The sequence below is a fragment of the Glycomyces sp. MUSA5-2 genome (assembly GCF_037034145.1).
Classification (GTDB): domain Bacteria; phylum Actinomycetota; class Actinomycetes; order Mycobacteriales; family Micromonosporaceae; genus Glycomyces; species Glycomyces artemisiae.
Window position 1 is genome coordinate 649,073 of the sequence record NZ_JBAGKG010000002.1, and the last position, 19,590, is coordinate 668,662.

A 19,590-nucleotide genomic window follows, 5' to 3' on the forward strand; every position below is an offset into this window, starting at 1 on the left:
GCTTTTGCAGGCCCCGGACGCGCACTTCCGGGGCCTGCGAGCGCGCTTGCGGCGCTTGGGAACGCGATTGAAAGCCCTGGTGTCAGTCGGCCTGCAAGGCCTTCTCCTCGGTCTTCGCGGGCTCGGCCGGGGCTTCGGTCTTCGCGGCCCGCTCGGCCGCGGCGGCGGCCTCCACGGCCTCGTCGGCCGCCTGCTTCAGGAGCTCGGCCGTGCGCTGGGCGGTGCGCTCGGCGGCGTCGAAGAGGGCCGACATGACGACGAGGGTCGAGCCGATGAGCACCAGCGCGAGGCCCGCGGCGCCGCCGGAGACGAGGAAGGGCATCTGGCCGTCGACGTAGGCCAGCTCGGCCATGCCCATCCAGCCGAGGGTGAGGACGGCGCCGCCGGCCAGCCAGAACAGGATGCCGAGCAGACGCAAACGGGCGGTAGGGGAACCGGACACAATTGACTCCATTGGGGACGTATGAGGGTTTGTCGGGAATCTGTTACTACGAGGTAACCAAATCTATCAATATTTTGGTACCTTGTGACAGATGCCATAGCCCGTTTTCTCCTGAAGGGTGACCTTTCATGGCGATGCATTCCCCCGCCCGTCGGCTCCTCGTCACGGCAGCGGCCGCCGCCCTCGGCGCCACCGCGTTCGCCGCGGGCCCCGCCTCCGCCCAGACCGCCGAGATCCTCGGCGCCGACAGCCCCGACGCCGTCCCCGGCTCCTACATCGTCGCCTTCGAAGACGGCGCCTCGGCCGCCGTCGTCGACGACTTCGGCGGCGACGTCGAGACCGCCTTCGACTCCGTGGACGCCGTCCTCGCCACCATGACCGAGCGCGAGGCCGAACGCCTCGCCGCCGACCCCGACGTCGCCTACGTCGAGCAGAACCGCACCATCGAGATCCAAGCGACCCAAGCGGACCCGCCCTCCTGGGGCCTCGACCGCGTCGACCAGGCCGCCCTCCCGCTCGACGCGTCCTACACCTACCCGAACGCCGGAGCAGGCGTCCACGCCTACATCATCGACACCGGCATCTGGGCCTCCACCGCCGACTTCTCCGGCCGCACCGGCACCGGCTACTCGGCGATCCTCCCCGGCCTCCAGGGCCTCGACTGCAACGGCCACGGCACCCACGTCGCCGGGACCGTCGGCGGCACCGAGTACGGCATCGCCAAGGAGGTCACCATCGTCCCGGTCCAGGTCCTCAACTGCCTCGGCTCCGGCACCACCGCGGGCGTCATCCAGGGCGTCGACTGGGTCACCGCGAACGCCGTCAAGCCCGCCGTCGCCAACATGAGCCTCGGCGGGGGCCTGAGCGACGCCCTCGACGCGGCCGTCGCCGCCTCCATCGAATCCGGCGTCACCTACGCCGTCGCCGCCGGCAACGAGACCGCCGACGCCTGCGGCGTCTCGCCCGCCCGCACCCCCGGCGCCATCACCGTCGCCGCCTCCACCGACGCCGACGCCCGCGCCGACTTCTCCAACTTCGGCGACTGCGTCGACCTCTTCGCCCCCGGCCAGGACATCACCTCGCCGTACCTCCTCGGCTCCCCGTCCAGCCTCAGCGGCACCTCCATGGCCTCCCCGCACGTCGCCGGCGCCGCCGCCGTCTACCTCTCCGCCCACCCGACCGCCACCCCCGCCCAGGTCGCCGCCGCCCTCACCGGCGCGGCCACGACCGGCGCGATCACCGACGTCCAGGGCAGCCCCAACCTGCTGCTCCGCGTCACCGCCTAGCGCCGCGATCAGGAGGACCCGGCCCCGCGCCGGGTCCTCCGCGTTTGCGCCCCCGCCGCAACGGACACCCGGTCCGCACTGCCGCCCGCGCCGATGCCCCAGACTGGTCCTCCGCCGCGCTCCGCTGGAAGCGAACACGGAGCCCAGCCGCGTCCGATCGTCGCCCCGACGGGCTAAGGTCTGGATTGGCAGCCGCAACGCTGAGCCCATATCGCCGAGACAGAATGAAGGTGCAAAGACATGGAGCATTCGATTCCATTCTCCTCGCAGCTGGAGAAGGACGTCGTCAACGCGATCGCCCGCCGGGGCAACGGGGGCGCGACCGAGCCCGGTCTGGACGCCATGGTCTTCGACCGCCTGCTCAAGGAGCGCATCATCTTCCTCGGCTCCGAGGTCACCTCCGAGCTCGCCAACCGGCTCTGCGCCCAGCTCATCCTGCTGGAGGCAGAGGACGACGAGCGCGACATCAAGCTCTACATCAACTCGCCCGGCGGCTCGGTCTACGACGGCATGGCCATCTACGACACCATGCAGTTCATCAAGAACGACGTCCAGACCATCGCCATGGGCATGGCCGCCTCCATGGGCCAGCTGCTCCTGTGCGCCGGGACCTCGGGCAAGCGCTACGCGCTCCCGCACGCGCGCATCATGATGCACCAGCCCTCCGGCGGCATCGGCGGCACCGCCTCCGACGTGGCGATCCTCGCCGAGCAGATGCTCTACACCAAGCAGATGTTCCAGGAGCGCGTCGCCCACCACACCGGCCGCACAGTCGAGGAGATCGAGGCCGACTCCGACCGCGACCGCTGGTTCACCGCCGCCGAGGCGAAGGACTACGGCTTCATCGACCACGTCGTCCAGCGGGTGTCCGAAGTCCCCGCCGAGTCCAACTAGACACCCAGGAGGGGAACCTGATGATGGACATCCACGCCCAGTCCGGAGCGTTCGACCCGCGGGCCCGCTACATCGTCCCGTCGTTCACCGAGAAGACCTCGTACGGGATCAAGGAGATGAACCCGTACAACAAGATGTTCGAGGACCGGATCATCTTCCTCGGGTCCCCCGTGGACGACACCTCGGCCAACGACATCATGAGCCAGCTGATCGTCCTCGAAGGGAACGACCCCGACCGGGACATCATCATGTACATCAACTCGCCCGGCGGCTCGCTCACCGCGCTCATGGCCATCTACGACACCATGCAGTACGTGCGCCCGGACATCCAGACCGTGTGCATGGGCCAGGCCGCCTCGGCCGCCGCCGTGCTCCTCGCCGCCGGGACCCCCGGCAAGCGCACCGCGCTGCCGAACTCCCGCGTGATCATCCACCAGCCCGCCACCGAAGGCACCTTCGGCCAGGCGTCCGACATGGAGATCCAGGCCCGCGAGATCATGCGCATGCGCGACCAGCTGGAGAAGATCCTCGCCCGCCACACCGGCCAGGACGTCACCAAGGTCCGCCGCGACATCGAGCGCGACAAGATCTTCACCGCCGACGAGGCCGTCGCCTACGGCCTGGTCGACAACGTCCTGACCTACCGCAAGAAGAACGCCCTGCCGGCCGAAGCCGCCGCGTAGGACGCGCAGCCGCAGGAAGCGCGCGGCGGGCCCGCCCGGCCCGCCGCGCCTCCCCGCGGCCCCGAGCCCCCGTCTCCCGCCGATCGCCCCCGAGCCCCGCCCGTCCGCGATACCGTGGCGCTGGCGCACCCGCCGCCCGGTACCGGACCCGCCATCACGGTCTGAGACTGCCCTGGCGCCGTGGCCGCAAATGCGAAATACTGGATCGAGACACCGGTTCGTCCTGAATCAACGGAGCAATGCACGCACGCTCGGCGGCCCTGGATCGCATGCCGCCGAGGGAGGGAGTTACCGCGATGGCCCCACGCCTGGGTGACAGCGAGATCTTGAAGTGCTCGTTCTGCTCGAAGTCGCAGCGGCAGGTGCGCAAGCTGATCGCGGGTCCGAACAACGTGTACATCTGCGACGAGTGCATCGACCTGTGCAACGAGATCATCGAAGAGGAGTTCGCCGAGGACGCCGAGGTGGTCTGGGAGGACCTGCCGAAGCCCAAGGAGATCGTCGAGTTCCTCGACCAGTGGGTGATCGGCCAGGACCACGCGAAGCGCGCGCTCGCGGTCGCCGTCTACAACCACTACAAGCGGGTGCAGCTCGACGAGCTCGGCTCGATCCGCGGCGGCGACCACGTGGAGCTCCAGAAGTCGAACATCCTCATGGTCGGCCCCACCGGCTCCGGCAAGACTCACCTCGCGCAGACCCTCGCCCGGATGCTCGACGTCCCGTTCGCCATCGCGGACGCCACGGCCCTCACCGAGGCCGGGTACGTGGGCGACGACGTGGAGAACATCCTCCTCAAACTCATCCAGGCCGCGGACTTCGACGTCAAGCGCGCCGAGACCGGCATCATCTACATCGACGAGATCGACAAGGCCGGACGCAAGGCCGAGAACCCGTCGATCACCCGCGACGTCTCCGGCGAGGGCGTCCAGCAGGCCCTCCTGAAGATCCTCGAAGGCACGATCTCCTCGGTCCCCCCGCAGGGCGGGCGCAAGCACCCCCAGCAGGACCACATCCAGATCGACACCACGAACATCCTCTTCATCTGCGGCGGCGCGTTCGCCGGGATCGAGGAGATCATCAAGGGCCGCATCGGCAAGCGCACCGTCGGCTTCACCGCTCCGCTGCACGCCGAGGCCGCCGAGGGCGACGCGATCGTCTCCCAGGTCATGCCCGACGACCTGCTCAAGTACGGGCTCATCCCCGAGATGGTCGGGCGCCTCCCGATCCTCACCACCGTCGACCATCTCGACAAGGCCGCGCTCCTGCGCATCCTCACCGAGCCGCGGAACGCCCTGGTCAAGCAGTACCAGCGCCTCCTCGAACTCGACGGCGTCGAGCTGGAGTTCGCCCCGGACGCCTTGGAGCCGATCGTCGAGTCCGCGCTGCTGCGCGGCACCGGCGCGCGGGGCCTGCGGGCCATCATGGAGGAGGTCCTCCAGCCCGTCATGTTCGAGATCCCCTCGCGCGCCGACGAGGTCGCGAAGGTCGAGATCACCGCGGACGTGGTGCGGCGCAACGTGAACCCGACGCTCGTGCCGCGCACGAAGGCCACGCCGCGGCGGGCGGTGCGCCCGCGCCGCGAGAAGTCGGCCTGAGGCGAAGGAAAGCTAAAGGCGGTTACCATCCCTAGCCCCCCCACCCAGAGGGGACCGTAGTCGCCAGCGTTGCGCGCGGGTATGACAAGAACGGCCGCTGATGGCGGCCGTGTCACCCGAAAGGGGACTAGTCTTCCTTGTTCTCGTCGCGCAGGCGGCGGTCGATGTCCCGCAGGAAGTCGGGGTCGTCGTCGGGGGCCACCGGCCCGTTGGGGTGCTTGGGCCCTCCGGCGCTCCCGGTGCGGCCCGTGCCCGGCTGCGGGCGCGGCGGGCGCGCCCTGCCCACGGAGAACCACAGGATGCCGCCGGCGACCGGCACGAGCAGGATGATGAGGACCCACCATCCGCGGGTGAGCTTCCGGGGATGGTGCTCGCCCCCAAGGCAGTCGGCGAGCGCGGCGATGACCAGCGCCAGGTGCGCCAAGAACAGGAAGACGAACGCGCGGATCATGTCCCCAATCATGCCTGCTTGCCGCCATCCGTACAACAACGGCTCGGGGTGTTGCGCCCTCCGTGGTGTTACTCGATAGTAACTTCGTAGGATATAGTCGGCCCTAGGCTCAGGGTCGGTGCAAGGCCCTTTACTGTGTCGCCAAGAACGACCTCGGAGGTTGGTCTATGAACATCGTGGTTCTGGTCAAGCAGGTCCCGGACTCGGGGCTCGCGAGACAACTGGACGCCCAGCTGCGGGTGGACCGCAACGGCGCCAACAACGTCATGGGCGAGCTCGACGAATACGCCGTCGAAGCCGCGCTCCAGCTCAAGGAGGCCCACGGCGGCGAGGTCACCGTCCTCACCCTCGGGCCGGGCCAGGCCACCGAGACCGTGCGCAAGGTCCTCGCCATGGGCGCCGACAAGGCCGTCCACGTCGAGGACGACGCCGTCGGCGGCTCCGACGCCCTCACCACCTCCGCGATCCTCGCCGCCGCGCTCGGCCGCCTGGAGTGGGACCTCGTCATCGCCGGCGCCGAGTCCACCGACTCGAACATGGGCGTCATGCCCCAGCTCCTGGCCGCCCGCACCGGCGCCCCGGCCCTGACCGGCGCCCGCAAGATTGACACCGACGGGTCCTCGATCACCGTGGAGCACCAGCGCGCCAACGGATACGACGTGCTCACCGCGGCCCTGCCCGCGATCGTCTCGGTCTGGGACACGATCAACACCCCGCGCTACCCGTCGCTCAAGGGCATCATGGCCGCCAAGCGCAAGCCGGTCGAGACCCTGACCCTCGCCGACCTCGGCGTCGCCGCAGCCGGTCCGGCCGCCGCGTCGAACGAGGTCGTCGAGGCCGCCGCGCGCCCGCCGCGCTCCGCGGGCCAGATCGTCACCGACGAAGGCCAGGGCGGGTCCGCCCTCGCCGGATTCCTCGCCGCCGAGAAGTTCATCTAGGAGCCCGCCATGACCGACATCCTCGTGTACGTACCGAACTCCGGCAAGCACGCCGCCGAGGTCCTCACCCTCGCGCGCTCCCTCGGCGACGTCTCCGCGATCGCCTTCGACGACGCCGCCGCCTCGCTCGCGGGCGAGTACGGCGCCGCGAAGGTCTACCGCGTCGAGGCCCCCGGCGCCGACGACTACTTCGTCGATCCGAAGGCGACCGTCCTCACCGACCTCGCCCGCAATGCGAACCCGGGCTTCTTCCTGCTCCCGAGCACCGACGAGGGCAAGGCCCTCGCGGCCCGCGTGGCGGTCGCGCTCGACAACGGCCTCATGACCGACGTGTCGGGCCTGGACGCCGACGGCACCGCCTCGCAGGACGCCTTCGCGGGCGCCACGATCCTGAAGTCCAAGTCCACCAAGGGCTTCACGCTCGCGACCGTCAAGTCCGGCTCCACCGAGCCGACCCCGGCCCCGGGCTCGCCCGCGGTCGAGACCGTCAACGCCGTTGTGGCCGAAGCGGACCAGCGCGTCAAGATCGCCCAGCGGGTCGACGAGCCCGCCGGGGACCGCCCGGCGCTGGCCGAGGCGCGCGTGGTCGTCTCGGGCGGCCGCGGCGTGGGCTCGGCCGAGGACTTCGCGCTCATCGAGCGCGTCGCGGACGCCCTGGGCGGCGCGGTCGGCGCTTCGCGCGCGGCCACCGACGCCGGGTACTACCCGCACAAGTTCCAGGTCGGCCAGACCGGGACGACCGTGAGCCCGCAGCTGTACCTCGCCGCGGGCATCTCCGGCGCGATCCAGCACCGCGCGGGCATGCAGACCTCGCGGGTGATCGTGGCCGTCAACAAGGACGCGGACGCCCCGATCTTCGGCATGGCCGACTTCGGCGTCGTGGGCGACCTCTTCCAGGTCCTCCCGCAGGCGCTTGAGGAGATCGAGAAGCGCAAGTAGCGAACCACCGGCGCGGCCGGTCCGCCCGAGAGGGCGGACCGGCCGCGTTGTGCGCGAAGGCTTCTCGTGTTCGCAGTCGCCCCCGGCTTCAACGGTGCCCGGTGGGTGCGACATCGGGATCGGGGCGGGCGTCCCGTGGACCGGAAGGCCGTCACTCGGTCGTAACAGTCGTGGGTTAGGCTTCCCCGAGCCCCTCGTTATAGAGAACCTACAGATGATGTTGGAGGAATCCGCAATGGTCGCCTCAACCGCCACGATCGCCGCTCCCCGCGTGCTCGCCGACCTCCTGCCTGCTTCGACCCGGGCTGCTGCGCTCGTCCGGGACGGGGTGCTGGTGCTCGCGGGCGCCGGCGCCGTCGGCGCCTCCGCGCAGGTCGCGTTTACGATCCCGCAGATCAGCCCGGTGCCGTTCGTGCTCACCACGTTCACCGTGCTCCTCGTCGGCGCGGCCTACGGCCCGCTGCGCGCGGCCCTCGCGCTCGGCCTCTACCTCGTCGCGGGCGCCGCGGGCGTGCCGTGGTTCACCGAGGGGACCTCCGGGTTCGCGATGCCGACCTTCGGCTACATCATCGGCTTCCTCGCCGCCGCGGTCGCGGTCGGCTTCCTCGCCAAGCGCGGCGGCGACCGCACCATCGTGAAGACCGTGGGGCTCATGGTCATCGGCAACGTCATCATGTACGCCTTCGGCGTCCCCTACCTCGCCGCCTCGCTCGACCTGAGCGCCTCGCAGGCCCTCGACGCCGGCATGATCCCGTTCCTCGCGGGCGACTTCGTCAAGCTCGTCTTCGCGGCGCTCCTGCTCCCGGGCACCTGGTGGGCCGTCCAGAAGTTCCGCAACCAGGACTAAAGCAGAACAACCAGCAAGGGCGCCTTCGGTTTCACCGAAGGCGCCCTTTGCCGTCTGCCTAGCTGATGTCCCAGCCGATGCCCAGCGCTCCCGGGCGCGGCACCGGCTCAGCCAGCGCCACCGTCCGGTTCGGGCCCAGCTGGAGATCGCCGGTCTCGCGCTTCTCGCGCTGGAGGCTCGACTGCGCGAAGCGGTACACCCGCTTCGGGATCGCGTCCGAGGCGAACCGCACCTGGAGCGAGTACTGGTCCACCGGGTACCGGAACGCGTTGCCGTGCCCGCTGGAGACGCCGCCGTTCCCTTGAACGACGATTTCGAACAGGTGGGTCGCGCCCTTCGGCAGCGGCGTGTCGAACACGATCTCGGCCAAGGCGACCGGGGCGTCGTCGTGGCGCAGCACGTTCGGGACCGTGCAGTCGCGGACGGGCTTGAACTCGATGTCGTCGATGTCGCAGCCGGTGTCGCCGCGGTAGAGCAGGATGTACCGGTCGACGTCGTCGCGCCTCGCGCGCACCAGCATCGACAGCTCGAACACCGACTCCTGCCACTGCGAGTCGACGTGGACGATGACCTGCTGGCTGAGGATGTCGAGGGTGTGCTCGCGGGAGGCGGGCACCTGGTCGCACAGCTCGCGGACCGCGTCGCCGCCGAGGACGGCGTCGGGGCGGGGGAGCTGGCCGCGGATCGAGCGGGGGCCGCGGGCGCGCTTGGGGCCCAGGAGGACGCGGAGGGACCCGGCGGGGAGCTCCAGGAGGTCTTCGAGGGCGGTGACCGCGGCGAGGGACTCGGCGCGCTCGGGGCGGGAGCGGCCGGACTGCCAGTAGCTGAGGCTGGTCGTGGAGACGGTGATGCCGCGCATCGAGAGGCGGTGCCGGATGCGGTCGAGGCCGAGGCCGCTGGTCTGGATGGCGACGCGCAGCGCGGTGTGGAAGGGCCCCGCGCGGAGCGCTTCGGCGAGCTCTGGCGTCATAGGCACACACTTTCTCTCGACACGGTTTGCTCGGTGGTTTCACAACCCGCGTCCGGGGCGGCGAATCCTGTATACCGGAAAGGTAGGAGGATTCGTCAGATTCTATCGCGGGCCCACCATCGGGTCCGAGGCCGACATCTCGGGGCCGCGAAGCGCACGTTCTCACAGACCGGAATGCGCCCGGGGCGGCACCGCTGCCGGAGGGAGTGAGCCGCGACGCGCCGTACCATAGAGAGGCCATGGCCTATCTCGATCACGCCGCCACAACGCCGATGCTCCCCCAAGCGCTCGACGCCTACGTGCGCACCGCCCAGTCCCTCGGCAACGCCTCCTCCCTCCACGGCTCCGGGCGCACCGCCCGCCGCACCGTCGAAGAGGCCCGCGAACGCATCGCGGAGGCGCTCGGCGCCAAACCCGGGGAGGTGATCTTCACCGGCTCCGGCACCGAGGCCGACAACCTCGCCGTCAAGGGCATCCACTGGGCCCGCCGCGCCGACGGCCGCAACCGGGTCGTCACCACCGCGATCGAGCACCACGCCGTCGCCGACGCGGTCGCCTGGCTCGGGGACCACGAGAAGGCCGACGTCACCGAACTGCCCGTCGACAAGATCGGCCGCATCGACACCGCGGTCCTCGCCGCGCTGCTCGACGAGCGCGCCGCCGAGATCACCGTCATCACGTGCATGTGGGCGAACAACGAGGTCGGCACCGTCCAGCCCGTCGCCGACATCGCCGCCCTCGCCGCGGCCCACGGCATCCCCGTGCACACCGACGCCATCCAGGCCGTCGGCCACGTCCCCGTCGACTTCGCCGCCTCCGGCGCCGCCGCCCTCACCCTCTCCGGGCACAAGCTCGGCGGCCCCACCGGGACCGGCGCGCTCCTGCTGCGCCGCGACGTCACCGCCACGCCGCTGCTCCACGGCGGCGGCCAGGAGCGCGAGATCCGCTCCGGGACCCTCGACGTGCCCGGGATCGCCGCGCTCGCCGAAGCCGTCGACCACGCCGTGCGCACCCGCGAGACCGAGGCCGCCCGGCTCGCCGCGCTGCGCGACGACCTCGTCGCCCGCATCCGCCGGGCCGTCCCCGACGCGGTCTACAACGGCGACCCCGACAACCGCCTGCCCGGCAACGCGCACCTGTCGTTCCCCGGCTGCGAAGGCGACGCGCTCCTGATGCTCCTCGACGCCGCCGGTGTCGAATGCGCCACAGGCTCCGCGTGCTCAGCCGGGATCGCCCAGCCCTCCCACGTGCTGCTCGCCATGGGCGCCGACCCCGACGACGCCCGCTCCTCCCTGCGGTTCACGCTCGGCTGGCCCACCACGGAGGCCGACGTCGACGCCCTCGTGGCCGCCCTCCCCGAAGCCGTCCGGCGCGCCAAGACCGCCGGGCTGACCTAGTTAGCATGGAAGGCGTGAAACTGCGAGTACTGGCCGCCATGAGCGGCGGAGTCGACTCGGCCGTGGCCGCGGCCCGCGCCGTCGAGGCCGGGCACGACGTCACCGGCGTCCACCTGGCGCTGTCCAAGAACCCCCAGACCTACCGGACCGGGGCCCGCGGCTGCTGCACCATCGAGGACTCCCGCGACGCGCGACGCGCCGCCGACGTCATCGGCATCCCCTTCTACGTGTGGGACATGGCCGAGCGCTTCCACGAGGACGTCGTGGAGGACTTCTACAGCGAGTACGCGGCCGGGCGCACCCCCAACCCGTGCCTGCGCTGCAACGAGAAGATCAAGTTCGCCGCCGTCCTCGACCGCGCCATGGCCCTCGGCTTCGACGCCGTCGCCACCGGCCACTACGCCCGCAAGGGCGACGACGGGCTCCTGCGCCGCGCCGTCGACCCCGGCAAGGACCAGTCGTACGTGCTCGCCGTCCTCACCCCCGCGCAGCTCGCCCACTCGATGTTCCCCCTCGGCGACACCCCCAAGGACCGGGTCCGCGCCGAAGCCGAGGAGCGCGGCCTCGCCGTCGCCCGCAAGCCCGACAGCCACGACATCTGCTTCATCGCCGACGGCGACACCGCCGGGTTCCTCAAGAACAGGCTCGGCAGCGCCACCGGCGACATCGTCGACAAGGCCACCGGCGAAGTCCTCGGCAGCCACGACGGCTCCCACCAGTTCACCGTCGGCCAGCGCCACGGCCTCGGCCTCAAGCGGCCCGCCGCCGACGGCAAGCCCCGCTACGTCCTCTCCATCACGCCCGTCGACAACCGCGTCGAAGTCGGCCCCCGCGAGGCCCTGCGCGTCGACCGCATCCGCACCGGCGCTCCCGTGTGGCTCGCCGCGGAGCGCACCGGCTCCTTCGAAGCCGAGATCCAGCTCCGCGCCCACGGCGAGGTCTACCCGGCCACCGTCACGGTCGAAGACGGCGGCCTCACCGCGCGCCTCCACAAGCCCGCGTTCGGCGTCGCAGCAGGCCAGGCCCTCGTCGTCTACGACCCCGACGCGACCGAAGGGGACGCCGTGCTCGCGTCCGGCACCATCGACGCCTCAGCGTCTTCCGAAGCAGAGTCCCTTGAGGCGGCCGGTGTCTGAGGAACAGCCCGGCGCGCTCCCCACTGGGGTCGCCACCGGCGTCGGCTCACTGCCCGGCACCGACATCGCCGAGGCCGTCAACGTCGTCTTCGGGGAGCTCCCCGAATGGCCCCACCTGCCCGAACTGCCCAACCGCGGCCTCGGCGCCGACATGATCGGCCGCGGCGCGGCCCTCCTCGCCGGGCTCCCCGTCCAGTGGTGGGGCTTCCGCTGGGAGATCGCCGACCTGCCCGGCGTCGACGCCCGCCGCGCCGCCGACTTCCTCGAACGCGACCTCGACGCCCTCCACGAGACCAACGCCTCCGGGCCCGTGCGCCTCACCGCCGTCGGCCCGTTCACGCTCGCCGCGAACCTGTGGCGCCGCACCGGCGGCGCGATGCTCGCCGACCCCGGCGCGGTCGCCGACCTCGCCTCGTCCCTCGCCGAGGGCCTGCGCGAGTACGTCGCCGCCGCCCAGGCGCGGATGCCCAAGGCCGCCTTGTCGATCCAGCTCGACGAGCCGAGCCTGCCCGCGGCGCTGGCCGCCCGGATCAACACCGAATCGGGCCTCGACTTCTACCGGCGCGTGCCGGTCGAGGTCGCCCGGGACCGCATCCGCGAGGTCGCCGAGGCGGTCGGCGTGCCGCTCGTCGTCCACTGCTGCGCGCCCGACGCGCCCGTGGGGCTGCTCCGAGAAGCCGGCGCGCAAGCGGTCTCGATCGACCTGACGGCCTTCGACCTCGACGACGTGCCGCGCGTCGACGCCCTGGGGGAGTACCTCGACGGCGGCGGGCGGCTCATCGCGGGCGTCGTCCCGCCGCTCGGGCAGCCGCGCCCGGGTGTCGACAAGGCCGCCGCCGACCGGATCCACGCCCTGTGGGGCCGCCTCGGGTTCGCGCCCGAGCAGCTGGTCCGGCAGGTCAGCGTGAGCACGACGTGCGGCATGGCCGGGGCGAGCCCCGACTACGCGCGCTTCGCGATGGAGGCGAGCCGCGAGGCCGCCAAGCGGCTCCACGGCTGACCTATTCGGCGCCGATGCCGCCCGGCGGTACCTCGCCGGTGCGCTCCTGCCATTCCTTCGTGGTGTTCAAGTGCGGGAACGGTGCTGAAGGGACCGGCAGGCCGAGCGCGTCGCACAGCGGCGCCCAGCCCGCGCCGGTCGTGAACTCGACCAGGCGCTCCGCGGGGACCGTCGCCCGGACCCGCTCGTGGTACCGGCGGTACGCCGCCTCGACCGCGTCCCGGTCGGTGCGCGGCGCGCCCTCGAACGTCTTGTCCCAGACCGCGGCGATCATGTCGATCCACTCCCCGGTCTCGTCCGCGCCGTCGTCCATGCCTTTGAAGATGGTGTCGCTGCAGCTCCGCCACCAGGTGTCGAACGAGTCGCGCCGCGACAGGACCACGATCGCGTCCGGGTAGGCCTCGGCGAGCTCGGCGTAGAACGCCGACGCCGGCCAGTCGACGGCCGCCGCGTACCCGGCGAGCAGCCCGTCCCAGTCGACGGGTCCGCCCCCGGCGGCCGCGAGGAACCCGGCCGGATGGGTGTCGAGGTGCGCGAACACCTCCGACATGTGGTGGCACGGCGCGCCGAGGAGCGTCTCCAACGCGTGCTTGAGGGTCATCGTCCCGGTGCGCGGCAGGCCCGCGCCGATCACTCGGAGCATGGGATGAAACTAACCGGACATGTTACGGCCCTGCAAACTCGGTGCACGGAACGTCCAGACGGGACGCTAGCCGCGCGCGGTGTACAGCTCCCACGACTGGAGCGCGAGCTGCGCGGCCGCCTCCTCGGCGTCCTCGCCGGTGCCCGCCTCGGACACGCTCACCAGGACCACCAGCTCGTCGTACACCGCCGCGTACTCCAGGCCGCCCCCGTTCACGGTCGTGAACCCCGAGGCGGACCCGGTCAGGCGCGGTTCGACCGTGTACGTCGGGATCGCCTCCCGCTCGTCCTGCATGCCCTCGACCCCGGCGATCGCGTCCGCGGGCGTGGGCCACCGGAACGTCTCGATCATCAGGTACTTCATCCCGGGCCCGTAGTAGCCGCAGTGGAGGACCCGGTCGCCGCGGTCCAGGGCCGGGTCCAGGTCCTCCGCGTACTGCGAGGGGTCGTCGGGCACGAGGCCCCGGTCCCCGGTCGCGGAGGTCCCGAAGAACTCCGTCATCTGCGCGAGGTCGTACTCCGCGCAGGTGTTCCAGTGCCAGAACCCGTCCGGGTCGGCGTTCGGCTGGCTCAGGTCGACATCGGAGGACTCGGCGGCGTCCACGTCCCAGTCGGGGAAGGTGCAGTACGGGTCCGGTTCCCCGGCGCCCTCCGCGGCCTCGATCGCGCGCTGGTAGCCCCAGTTCCACGCCATGACGTCGCGCTCGTCGTCGAAGTCGTCGCCGCCCAGCAGGCAGTCGCGGTCCTCGGCGGGGAGGTCGGCGAACTCGGGCGCGGCGTCGGCCGAGAGGCCCTTGAGGTAGTTCAAGTCCAGCTTGTGGTCGTGGTCGATGTTGTAGCGGGCGATGAGCGCGTCGGGGTTCACGGCCGCCAGGCCCAGGAGCGCGATCGCGCCGGAGGCGAGCACGGCCCGCGGCAGCCAGGCCGCGCGGAGCTTCCAGCAGCCGACCAGGACCATCGCGAACAGGACCGCGAGCCAGAACTCCACGGTGAAGATCCAGACGCGCAGCCGCGTGAGCCCGTACGTCTCGGTGTACGTGTACATCCGGTACGTCGCCGAGACCACGACGGCCATCGACATGAGCGCCAGCAGTGCCAGCAGGACCCGGACCGTCCACCGGTCGGCCTTCGAGCGCTTCGGCGCCAGCCACGCGGCGATCGCGATGAGCGCCAGCGACAGGACCGCGACGAAGCTCAGCTGCCAGAAGCCGCGGCGCGCGTACTCGGCGAACGTCAGGCCCGCCGTCTCCATCACGTACGCCTCGCCGCCGAAGTACACGCGCAGCTGCACCGCGATGAACGCCGCGAACAGGAGGTTCAGCGCCGCCAGCGGGATCGCCAGCTCGAACCGCGACACGGTGCGGTGCTCGGCCTGCTCCTCGGCGTCCCAGCGCGGCTTCGCCGCGGCCGTGTAGGCCCACACCAGGACCAGCGGGACCAGGACCGCCGCGAGCACCAGCCGCAGGAACACCTCGATCGGGTTCAGGTCCGGCAGCAGCCTCGCCACGAGGTCGGCGAACGTCGAGTCCGCGGCGGCGAACAGGCCGCCGAAGACCAGCAGCAGCGCCACCGTCACGCCCGCGGTCCATGCGATGCGCACGGTTCCGGGGTTGCGGGAGTCCTGCTCGGTGCGGCCGCGCCGCGCCCACCTGAACGACTCCGCGATGCCTTCGAGCCACGCGAAGCACATCGCCAGCGCCGTCCCTCCGATGCGCCGCTGCGGTGCCAGGACCAGCGGTGTCAGCGCGAACGCGGCGAGCGCGCACAGGGCCACGACCCAGCCCGCGTCCCGCACCGCCGCGACCGACCACAGGAGCACCACGAGGACCGCGCCCGGCAGGCGCGGCAGGAGGTCGTCACGCGACGTCAGCAGCGGCACCGCGACGAGCGCGATCCCGGTGAGCGCCAAGCCGATCCCGACGCCGCCGCCGGGGAACGCCGCCCAGGCGCCGAACAGCGCCACGACGAACACGAGGATCACGGTGGTCTGCGACGCGCTCAGCTCCGGCCGGTGCCAGCGGGGGTTCGGGAGGATCATCGGCGGCGGGGGAGGGGCCGCGTAGTACTGCTGCTGGTAGGGGGCGCCGCGGTGCTGCTGCGGCATCTGCGGCGGCGGGGCCGGGACCAGCACGCCCTGCTGCACCGGCGGCCGCTGCGACTGCGGCTCGTGCTGCTCGGCCTGCGGCGGCGTTGGCGTCGGCGACGCTTCCGGCGCCTGCGACGCCTCGGGCGCCTCGCGGGGCTCAGGGGCTTCGGGCGCTTCGGCGGGGGAGTCGCCGGCGGCCGGATCGTCCTGCGGCGCAGGGGCGCCGTCGGGTTCGCTCATGATCGAGACCCTTCCGTCTGAGAGGATTCCCGAGGGTAGCGGAGGCCCGCCGCACGGGAATCCCTTGTAGCAGTGGGGACCGTGAGGTCCGCATGTAACACCCCTGAGCGGCCCGTTCCGACGCATCGCGTGAGCAGCCCCACGTCGTGCAACCGTATGGTTCACTGAGAGCGTGGAAGCGCACGGCGGTGAAGAACTCGGCTCGATCGGCAACCGGCTCAACTGGCTCCGCGCCGGAGTCCTCGGCGCGAACGACGGCATCGTCTCGACCGCGGGCATCGTCATCGGCGTCGCGGGCGCCACCACGGACCGCTCCACGATCCTCGTCTCCGGCGTCGCCGGGCTCGTCGCGGGCGCCTTCTCCATGGCCGGGGGCGAGTACACCTCCGTCTCCACGCAGCGCGACACCGAGGCCACCCTCGTCGCGGCCGAGCGCCGCGAACTCGACCAGGACCCCCAGGCCGCCGAGGACGAGCTCACGACCAACCTGGAGCGCCGCGGACTCTCCGCCGAGACCGCCCGCGCCGCCGCCCGCGAGCTCTCGGCCCGCAACCCTTTGCGCGCCCACGCCGCCGTCGAGTTCGGTCTCGACCCCGACGACCTCACCAACCCCTGGCACGCCGCGCTCTCCTCGTTCATCAGCTTCACCTGCGGCGCGCTCCTGCCGCTGCTGGCGATCACGCTCCTGCCCGACGGCGTCCGCGTCTGGGGCTGCGCCGTCGCCGTCGTCGCCGCGCTCGCCGTCACCGGCTGGACCTCCGCCACCCTCGGCGGCGCCCCCCGCCGCCCCGCGATGCTCCGCATCATGGCCGTCGGCGCCGCGACGATGGTCGTCACCTACGCCGTCGGCTCCCTCTTCGACGTGAGCGCCTAAAGCCAGGTCGCGCGTTTGAAGACCACCCACAGGACGGCGGCGGAGACGACCATGAGGCCGAGGGCCATCGGGTAGCCGAGGGTCCAGGAGAGCTCGGGCATGTGGGTGAAGTTCATGCCGTAGACGCCCGCCACGAGACCGGGTGTGAACAGGATCGCGGCCCAGGAGCTGATCTTCTTGACCTGGTCGCCCTGCTCGTGGGTCTGGGCGGCGAGTTCGCGCATCTCCTCGTTCTGGGCCTGGGTCACGAGCGTGGAGTGGACGGTGAGGGCGTTCTGAAGGAGGGCCCGGAAGGTGTCGGCGCGCTCGACGGTCTTGTAGACGTTGTCGAGGACGTCGCGCATGTCGCGGCGCAGCTCCAGGTCGACGCCGTACTTGTCGTAGCCCGCTTCGAGGGACTTGAGCACGGTCACGAGCGGGTGGGTGGCCCGCTGGAACGCCATGGCCTCGCGGAACAGCTCGTAGATCCGGCGCGTGACGGCCGCGTCGCCGGAGAACATGGCCTCCTCGATCTCGTCGATGTCGTTCTCCATGCCCGCCATGACGGGGCGGTAGCCGCGCACGACCTCGTCCATGACCAGGTACAGGACCGCCTGGGGCCCGAACGCGCACAGCTCCGGATGGGCTTCGAGGCGCCCGCGGACCCGGGAGAGGTCGGGGGACTCGGCGTGGCGGATGGTGATCGCGAAGTTCGGGCCGATGAACAGGTGGACCTCGCCGAACTCGACCTCCTCGGGGCCGTCGAGGTAGCGGGCGGCGCGCAGGACCACGAACAGGGTGTCGCCGTAGCGCTCCAGCTTGGGGCGCTGGTGCCCGGCGGTGGCGTCCTGGATCGCGAGGTGGTGGAGCTCGAACTCCTCGGCGACGGCGCGGAGCTCCTCGCCGGTGGGCCGGTACAGCCCGATCCACGCGAAGCCGCCGTGCTCGTGCAGGTCCTCGAAGGTGTCCTCAAGGGACACATGATGGGTCTCGCGGACGCCCTTGCGGTAGATGGCGCTGTCGACGATCGGCATGCGGCCAGTCTAGGTGCGCTCCGCCGCGGCGCCGAGGGCTCGTCATGTCAGTTCGGCGTCAAGAATCCCTCGTCAAGTGGGACACGGGCATCGTCAGGTACCGGTCGATGGTCGGCCCGATCGTCTCGGCCAGCTCCTTCTCGCCGAGGGAGGCGAGGGGCTCCAGTTTCAGGATGTACCTGGCGATGACCAGGCCGAAGACCTGCGAGGCGATGAAGTTGGCGCGCACGGGGATGTGGTCGACGGTGTCGCCGAGGGTCGCCTGCACGGTCTTCACGATCCGGTGCTCGAACAGCTGCTTGAGCACGAACGACATGGCGGGCTTGGAGAGGCTGGAGCGGACCACGGCCAGCAGCTTGTCGCGGTGGGCGCCGTCCCAGATCCGCACGAACGCGTGCACGAGCCGCTCGCCCGCGCCGTCGATGCCGCCCGCCAGGAGCGCGGCCTCCACCTCGGGCGCCGGGTCGAACGGCAGCTCGATGGCGGCCATGAACAGCTCGTCCTTTGACCCAAAGTAGTGGTGGATCAGCGAGGGGTCCACGCCCGCCTCGCCCGCGATCCGCCGCATCGACACCGACTCGTAGCCCTCGTCGGCGAACAGGCGCCGGGCGGCGCCCAGGATCTCCGACCTGGTGTCGGGGTTCCCGGTGCGCCGTCCGGTCCGCTTCGCTCTCGCCACGGGACGACCTTAGTCGGTCCGTCGCCTGAGCGTCGCGGCTCCGAGCACGGTTGCGACGACGACCGCACCGAGCACCACCGCGAGGTCGGCCCACATGTCCGACGTGACCTCGGTGTGCGCCTGCACTTCCGCGAGCGCCTTCACCGCGTAGGTGAGCGGCAGCGCGTCCGAGACGCCCTGCAGCCACCCGGCCATCTGGTCGGCGGGCCAGATCAGGCCGCACAGGAACAGCTGCGGCACCACGAACACGGGCATGAACTGGATCGCCTGGAACTCGGTGGTCGCGAACGCGGACACGAACAGCCCCAAGGCCATCCCGAACAGCGAGGTGACGATGCAGATGAGGAACACCGCCCACGTCGGCCCGGCCGTGTCGAGCCCGAGCCACAGGAACGCGACGCCCGCGGCGACGGCGGTCTGGGCCGCGGCGGCCGTGCCGAACGCGAGCGCGTAGCCCACGACCAGGTCGAGCTTCCCGGTCGGGGTGGTCATGAGCCGCTCCAGGGTCCCGCCGGTGCGTTCGCGCAGCAGCGTGATGGAGGTGATCATGAACATGAGCATGAAGGGGAACGCGGCCAGCAGGATCAGGCCGGTCTTGTCGAACACCTGCGGCGCGTCGTCCATGATCGCGCTGATGAGGGCAATGATGAGCGCAGGCACGGCGAGGATGAGCCCGACCGTGCGGTGGTCGTTGAGGAGCTGGCGCAGGATGCGCCCGGCGGTGATGAACGTGATCCGCAGCGACATGTCACCGCGCCCCTTCGAGTTCGCGGATGAGGTGGAGGAACGCGGCTTCGAGGTTCGCGGTCCCGGTGGACTCGCGCAGCGCCGCAGGGGTGTCGTCGGCGATGAACCGCCCCTCGCGCAGCAGCAGGAGCCGGTCGCAGCGGTCGGCCTCGTCCATGACGTGGCTGGAGACCAGGAGGGTCGCGCCGCCCGCGGCGAGCGCGCGGAACTGGTCCCACAGCTCCTCGCGGATGACCGGGTCGAGCCCGACGGTGGGCTCGTCGAGGACGAGCACCTCCGGCTCGATGACGAGCGCGCACGCGAGGGAGGTGCGGGTCTTCTGGCCGCCGGAGAGGTTCCCGGCGAGCTTGTCGGCGTGGTCGCCCATGCCGACGCGCTCGATGGCGCGCATGGCCTCGTGGCGGTCGCGCCCGTAGAGCGCGGCGAAGTAGGCGACGTTGGCCTTGACGGACAGGTCCCGGTAGATCGAGGCGTCCTGCGTCACGTACGCGACGCGGCCGCGCAGCGGCTTCGCCCCGGCGGGCTCGCCGAGGACGGTCACGGTGCCGCCCTTGACCTTCTGGGTGCCGACGACGGCGCGGATGAACGTGGTCTTGCCCGAGCCGGAGGGGCCGAGCAGGCCGGTGACGGTCCCGGGGGCGATCTCCGTGGAGACGCGCTTGAGGACGGGCTTCTTGCCGCGGTCGACCACCAGGTCGGCGACGGCTATCGCGGGGGCGGGCGGCATCGGG

At 71.3% G+C, this 19,590-nt stretch carries 20 protein-coding genes; 11 read left to right on the forward strand and 9 right to left on the reverse strand.

Going from position 1 to position 19,590, the window contains the following annotated elements; translation table 11 throughout:
- Positions 1 to 82: 82 nt before the first annotated feature.
- Positions 83 to 442 carry a hypothetical protein gene (locus tag WA640_RS08650; RefSeq protein WP_335987250.1) on the reverse strand — a complete coding sequence of 120 codons (360 nt, stop codon included), beginning with the start codon at positions 440 to 442 and terminating at the stop codon, positions 83 to 85.
- Positions 443 to 570: 128 nt separating this feature from the next.
- On the opposite strand from WA640_RS08650, the gene WA640_RS08655 reads away from it, so the two are divergent.
- The 4 genes from WA640_RS08655 (at position 571) to clpX (ending at position 4,900) form a co-directional block, all read left to right on the forward strand.
- Entirely contained in the window at positions 571 to 1,728 is a 1,158-nt protein-coding gene (locus tag WA640_RS08655) for a S8 family peptidase (protein WP_335987251.1), read from the forward strand.
- Between the two features lie 240 nt (positions 1,729 to 1,968).
- The gene (locus WA640_RS08660) at positions 1,969 to 2,622 is read left to right on the forward strand and encodes an ATP-dependent Clp protease proteolytic subunit (RefSeq protein ID WP_425433442.1); all 654 of its coding nucleotides are present in this window, start codon (positions 1,969 to 1,971) and stop codon (positions 2,620 to 2,622) included.
- A 20-nt stretch (positions 2,623 to 2,642) separates the two neighbouring features.
- Positions 2,643 to 3,305: an ATP-dependent Clp protease proteolytic subunit gene (locus WA640_RS08665; protein ID WP_106364391.1), complete on the forward strand. Its 663-nt coding sequence runs from the start codon at positions 2,643 to 2,645 to the stop codon at positions 3,303 to 3,305.
- 296 nt (positions 3,306 to 3,601) lie between these two features.
- The gene (clpX, locus tag WA640_RS08670; protein ID WP_335987252.1) at positions 3,602 to 4,900 is read left to right on the forward strand and encodes an ATP-dependent Clp protease ATP-binding subunit ClpX; all 1,299 of its coding nucleotides are present in this window, start codon (positions 3,602 to 3,604) and stop codon (positions 4,898 to 4,900) included.
- A 127-nt stretch (positions 4,901 to 5,027) separates the two neighbouring features.
- Here clpX and WA640_RS08675 read toward each other — a convergent pair whose 3' ends face one another.
- On the reverse strand, positions 5,028 to 5,351 hold the full coding sequence (locus WA640_RS08675) for a PLD nuclease N-terminal domain-containing protein (RefSeq protein ID WP_181245780.1): 324 nt from the start codon (positions 5,349 to 5,351) through the stop codon (positions 5,028 to 5,030).
- A 167-nt stretch (positions 5,352 to 5,518) separates the two neighbouring features.
- Here WA640_RS08675 and WA640_RS08680 point away from each other — a divergent pair, with 167 nt between their 5' ends.
- The 3 genes from WA640_RS08680 (at position 5,519) to WA640_RS08690 (ending at position 8,075) form a co-directional block, all read left to right on the forward strand.
- The gene (locus tag WA640_RS08680) at positions 5,519 to 6,289 is read left to right on the forward strand and encodes an electron transfer flavoprotein subunit beta/FixA family protein (RefSeq protein WP_335987254.1); all 771 of its coding nucleotides are present in this window, start codon (positions 5,519 to 5,521) and stop codon (positions 6,287 to 6,289) included.
- Between the two features lie 9 nt (positions 6,290 to 6,298).
- Positions 6,299 to 7,228 carry an electron transfer flavoprotein subunit alpha/FixB family protein gene (locus tag WA640_RS08685; protein ID WP_335987256.1) on the forward strand — a complete coding sequence of 310 codons (930 nt, stop codon included), beginning with the start codon at positions 6,299 to 6,301 and terminating at the stop codon, positions 7,226 to 7,228.
- A gap of 235 nt (positions 7,229 to 7,463) precedes the next feature.
- A complete protein-coding gene (locus tag WA640_RS08690) occupies positions 7,464 to 8,075 on the forward strand; it encodes a biotin transporter BioY (protein ID WP_106364396.1) in 612 nt (203 codons plus the stop codon).
- Positions 8,076 to 8,133: 58 nt separating this feature from the next.
- Here the strand turns inward: WA640_RS08690 and WA640_RS08695 are convergent, their stop codons facing one another.
- A complete protein-coding gene (locus tag WA640_RS08695) occupies positions 8,134 to 9,045 on the reverse strand; it encodes a hypothetical protein (protein ID WP_106364397.1) in 912 nt (303 codons plus the stop codon).
- Between the two features lie 239 nt (positions 9,046 to 9,284).
- On the opposite strand from WA640_RS08695, the gene WA640_RS08700 reads away from it, so the two are divergent.
- From WA640_RS08700 to WA640_RS08710, 3 genes are read left to right on the forward strand one after another with little or no spacing between them, the layout of a single operon-like run.
- Positions 9,285 to 10,442 carry a cysteine desulfurase family protein gene (locus WA640_RS08700; RefSeq protein WP_335987259.1) on the forward strand — a complete coding sequence of 386 codons (1,158 nt, stop codon included), beginning with the start codon at positions 9,285 to 9,287 and terminating at the stop codon, positions 10,440 to 10,442.
- A gap of 20 nt (positions 10,443 to 10,462) precedes the next feature.
- Positions 10,463 to 11,578 carry a tRNA 2-thiouridine(34) synthase MnmA gene (gene mnmA, locus WA640_RS08705; protein ID WP_442904719.1) on the forward strand — a complete coding sequence of 372 codons (1,116 nt, stop codon included), beginning with the start codon at positions 10,463 to 10,465 and terminating at the stop codon, positions 11,576 to 11,578.
- Complete coding sequence (locus WA640_RS08710; protein WP_335987263.1) at positions 11,571 to 12,578, forward strand: uroporphyrinogen decarboxylase family protein; 1,008 nt, start codon at positions 11,571 to 11,573, stop codon at positions 12,576 to 12,578. Before mnmA ends, WA640_RS08710 begins: the two co-directional genes overlap by 8 nt.
- 1 nt (position 12,579) lies before the next feature.
- Here WA640_RS08710 and WA640_RS08715 read toward each other — a convergent pair whose 3' ends face one another.
- Complete coding sequence (locus tag WA640_RS08715) at positions 12,580 to 13,221, reverse strand: sulfotransferase family protein (protein ID WP_335987264.1); 642 nt, start codon at positions 13,219 to 13,221, stop codon at positions 12,580 to 12,582.
- Between the two features lie 66 nt (positions 13,222 to 13,287).
- Positions 13,288 to 15,546: a DUF4153 domain-containing protein gene (locus WA640_RS08720; RefSeq protein WP_335987265.1), complete on the reverse strand. Its 2,259-nt coding sequence runs from the start codon at positions 15,544 to 15,546 to the stop codon at positions 13,288 to 13,290.
- A gap of 172 nt (positions 15,547 to 15,718) precedes the next feature.
- Here WA640_RS08720 and WA640_RS08725 point away from each other — a divergent pair, with 172 nt between their 5' ends.
- Positions 15,719 to 16,420, forward strand: coding sequence for a VIT1/CCC1 transporter family protein (locus WA640_RS08725; RefSeq protein WP_335987266.1), 702 nt, complete (start codon positions 15,719 to 15,721; stop codon positions 16,418 to 16,420).
- On the opposite strand, the gene WA640_RS08730 is transcribed toward WA640_RS08725, so the two are convergent.
- Genes WA640_RS08730 through WA640_RS08745 form a run of 4 tightly spaced genes read right to left on the reverse strand, consistent with a single transcriptional unit; the run spans position 16,417 to position 19,586 of the window.
- Positions 16,417 to 17,433 (reverse strand): magnesium and cobalt transport protein CorA, encoded by a 1,017-nt coding sequence (locus WA640_RS08730; protein ID WP_335987268.1) that lies wholly within the window; start codon positions 17,431 to 17,433, stop codon positions 16,417 to 16,419. The two genes, WA640_RS08725 and WA640_RS08730, sit on opposite strands and share 4 nt — an antisense overlap.
- Before the next feature lie 58 nt (positions 17,434 to 17,491).
- Positions 17,492 to 18,112 carry a TetR/AcrR family transcriptional regulator gene (locus WA640_RS08735; RefSeq protein ID WP_335987270.1) on the reverse strand — a complete coding sequence of 207 codons (621 nt, stop codon included), beginning with the start codon at positions 18,110 to 18,112 and terminating at the stop codon, positions 17,492 to 17,494.
- Between the two features lie 9 nt (positions 18,113 to 18,121).
- Positions 18,122 to 18,859: an ABC transporter permease gene (locus WA640_RS08740; protein ID WP_106364406.1), complete on the reverse strand. Its 738-nt coding sequence runs from the start codon at positions 18,857 to 18,859 to the stop codon at positions 18,122 to 18,124.
- Between the two features lies 1 nt (position 18,860).
- On the reverse strand, positions 18,861 to 19,586 hold the full coding sequence (locus tag WA640_RS08745; protein ID WP_335987273.1) for an ABC transporter ATP-binding protein: 726 nt from the start codon (positions 19,584 to 19,586) through the stop codon (positions 18,861 to 18,863).
- Positions 19,587 to 19,590: the final 4 nt, after the last annotated feature.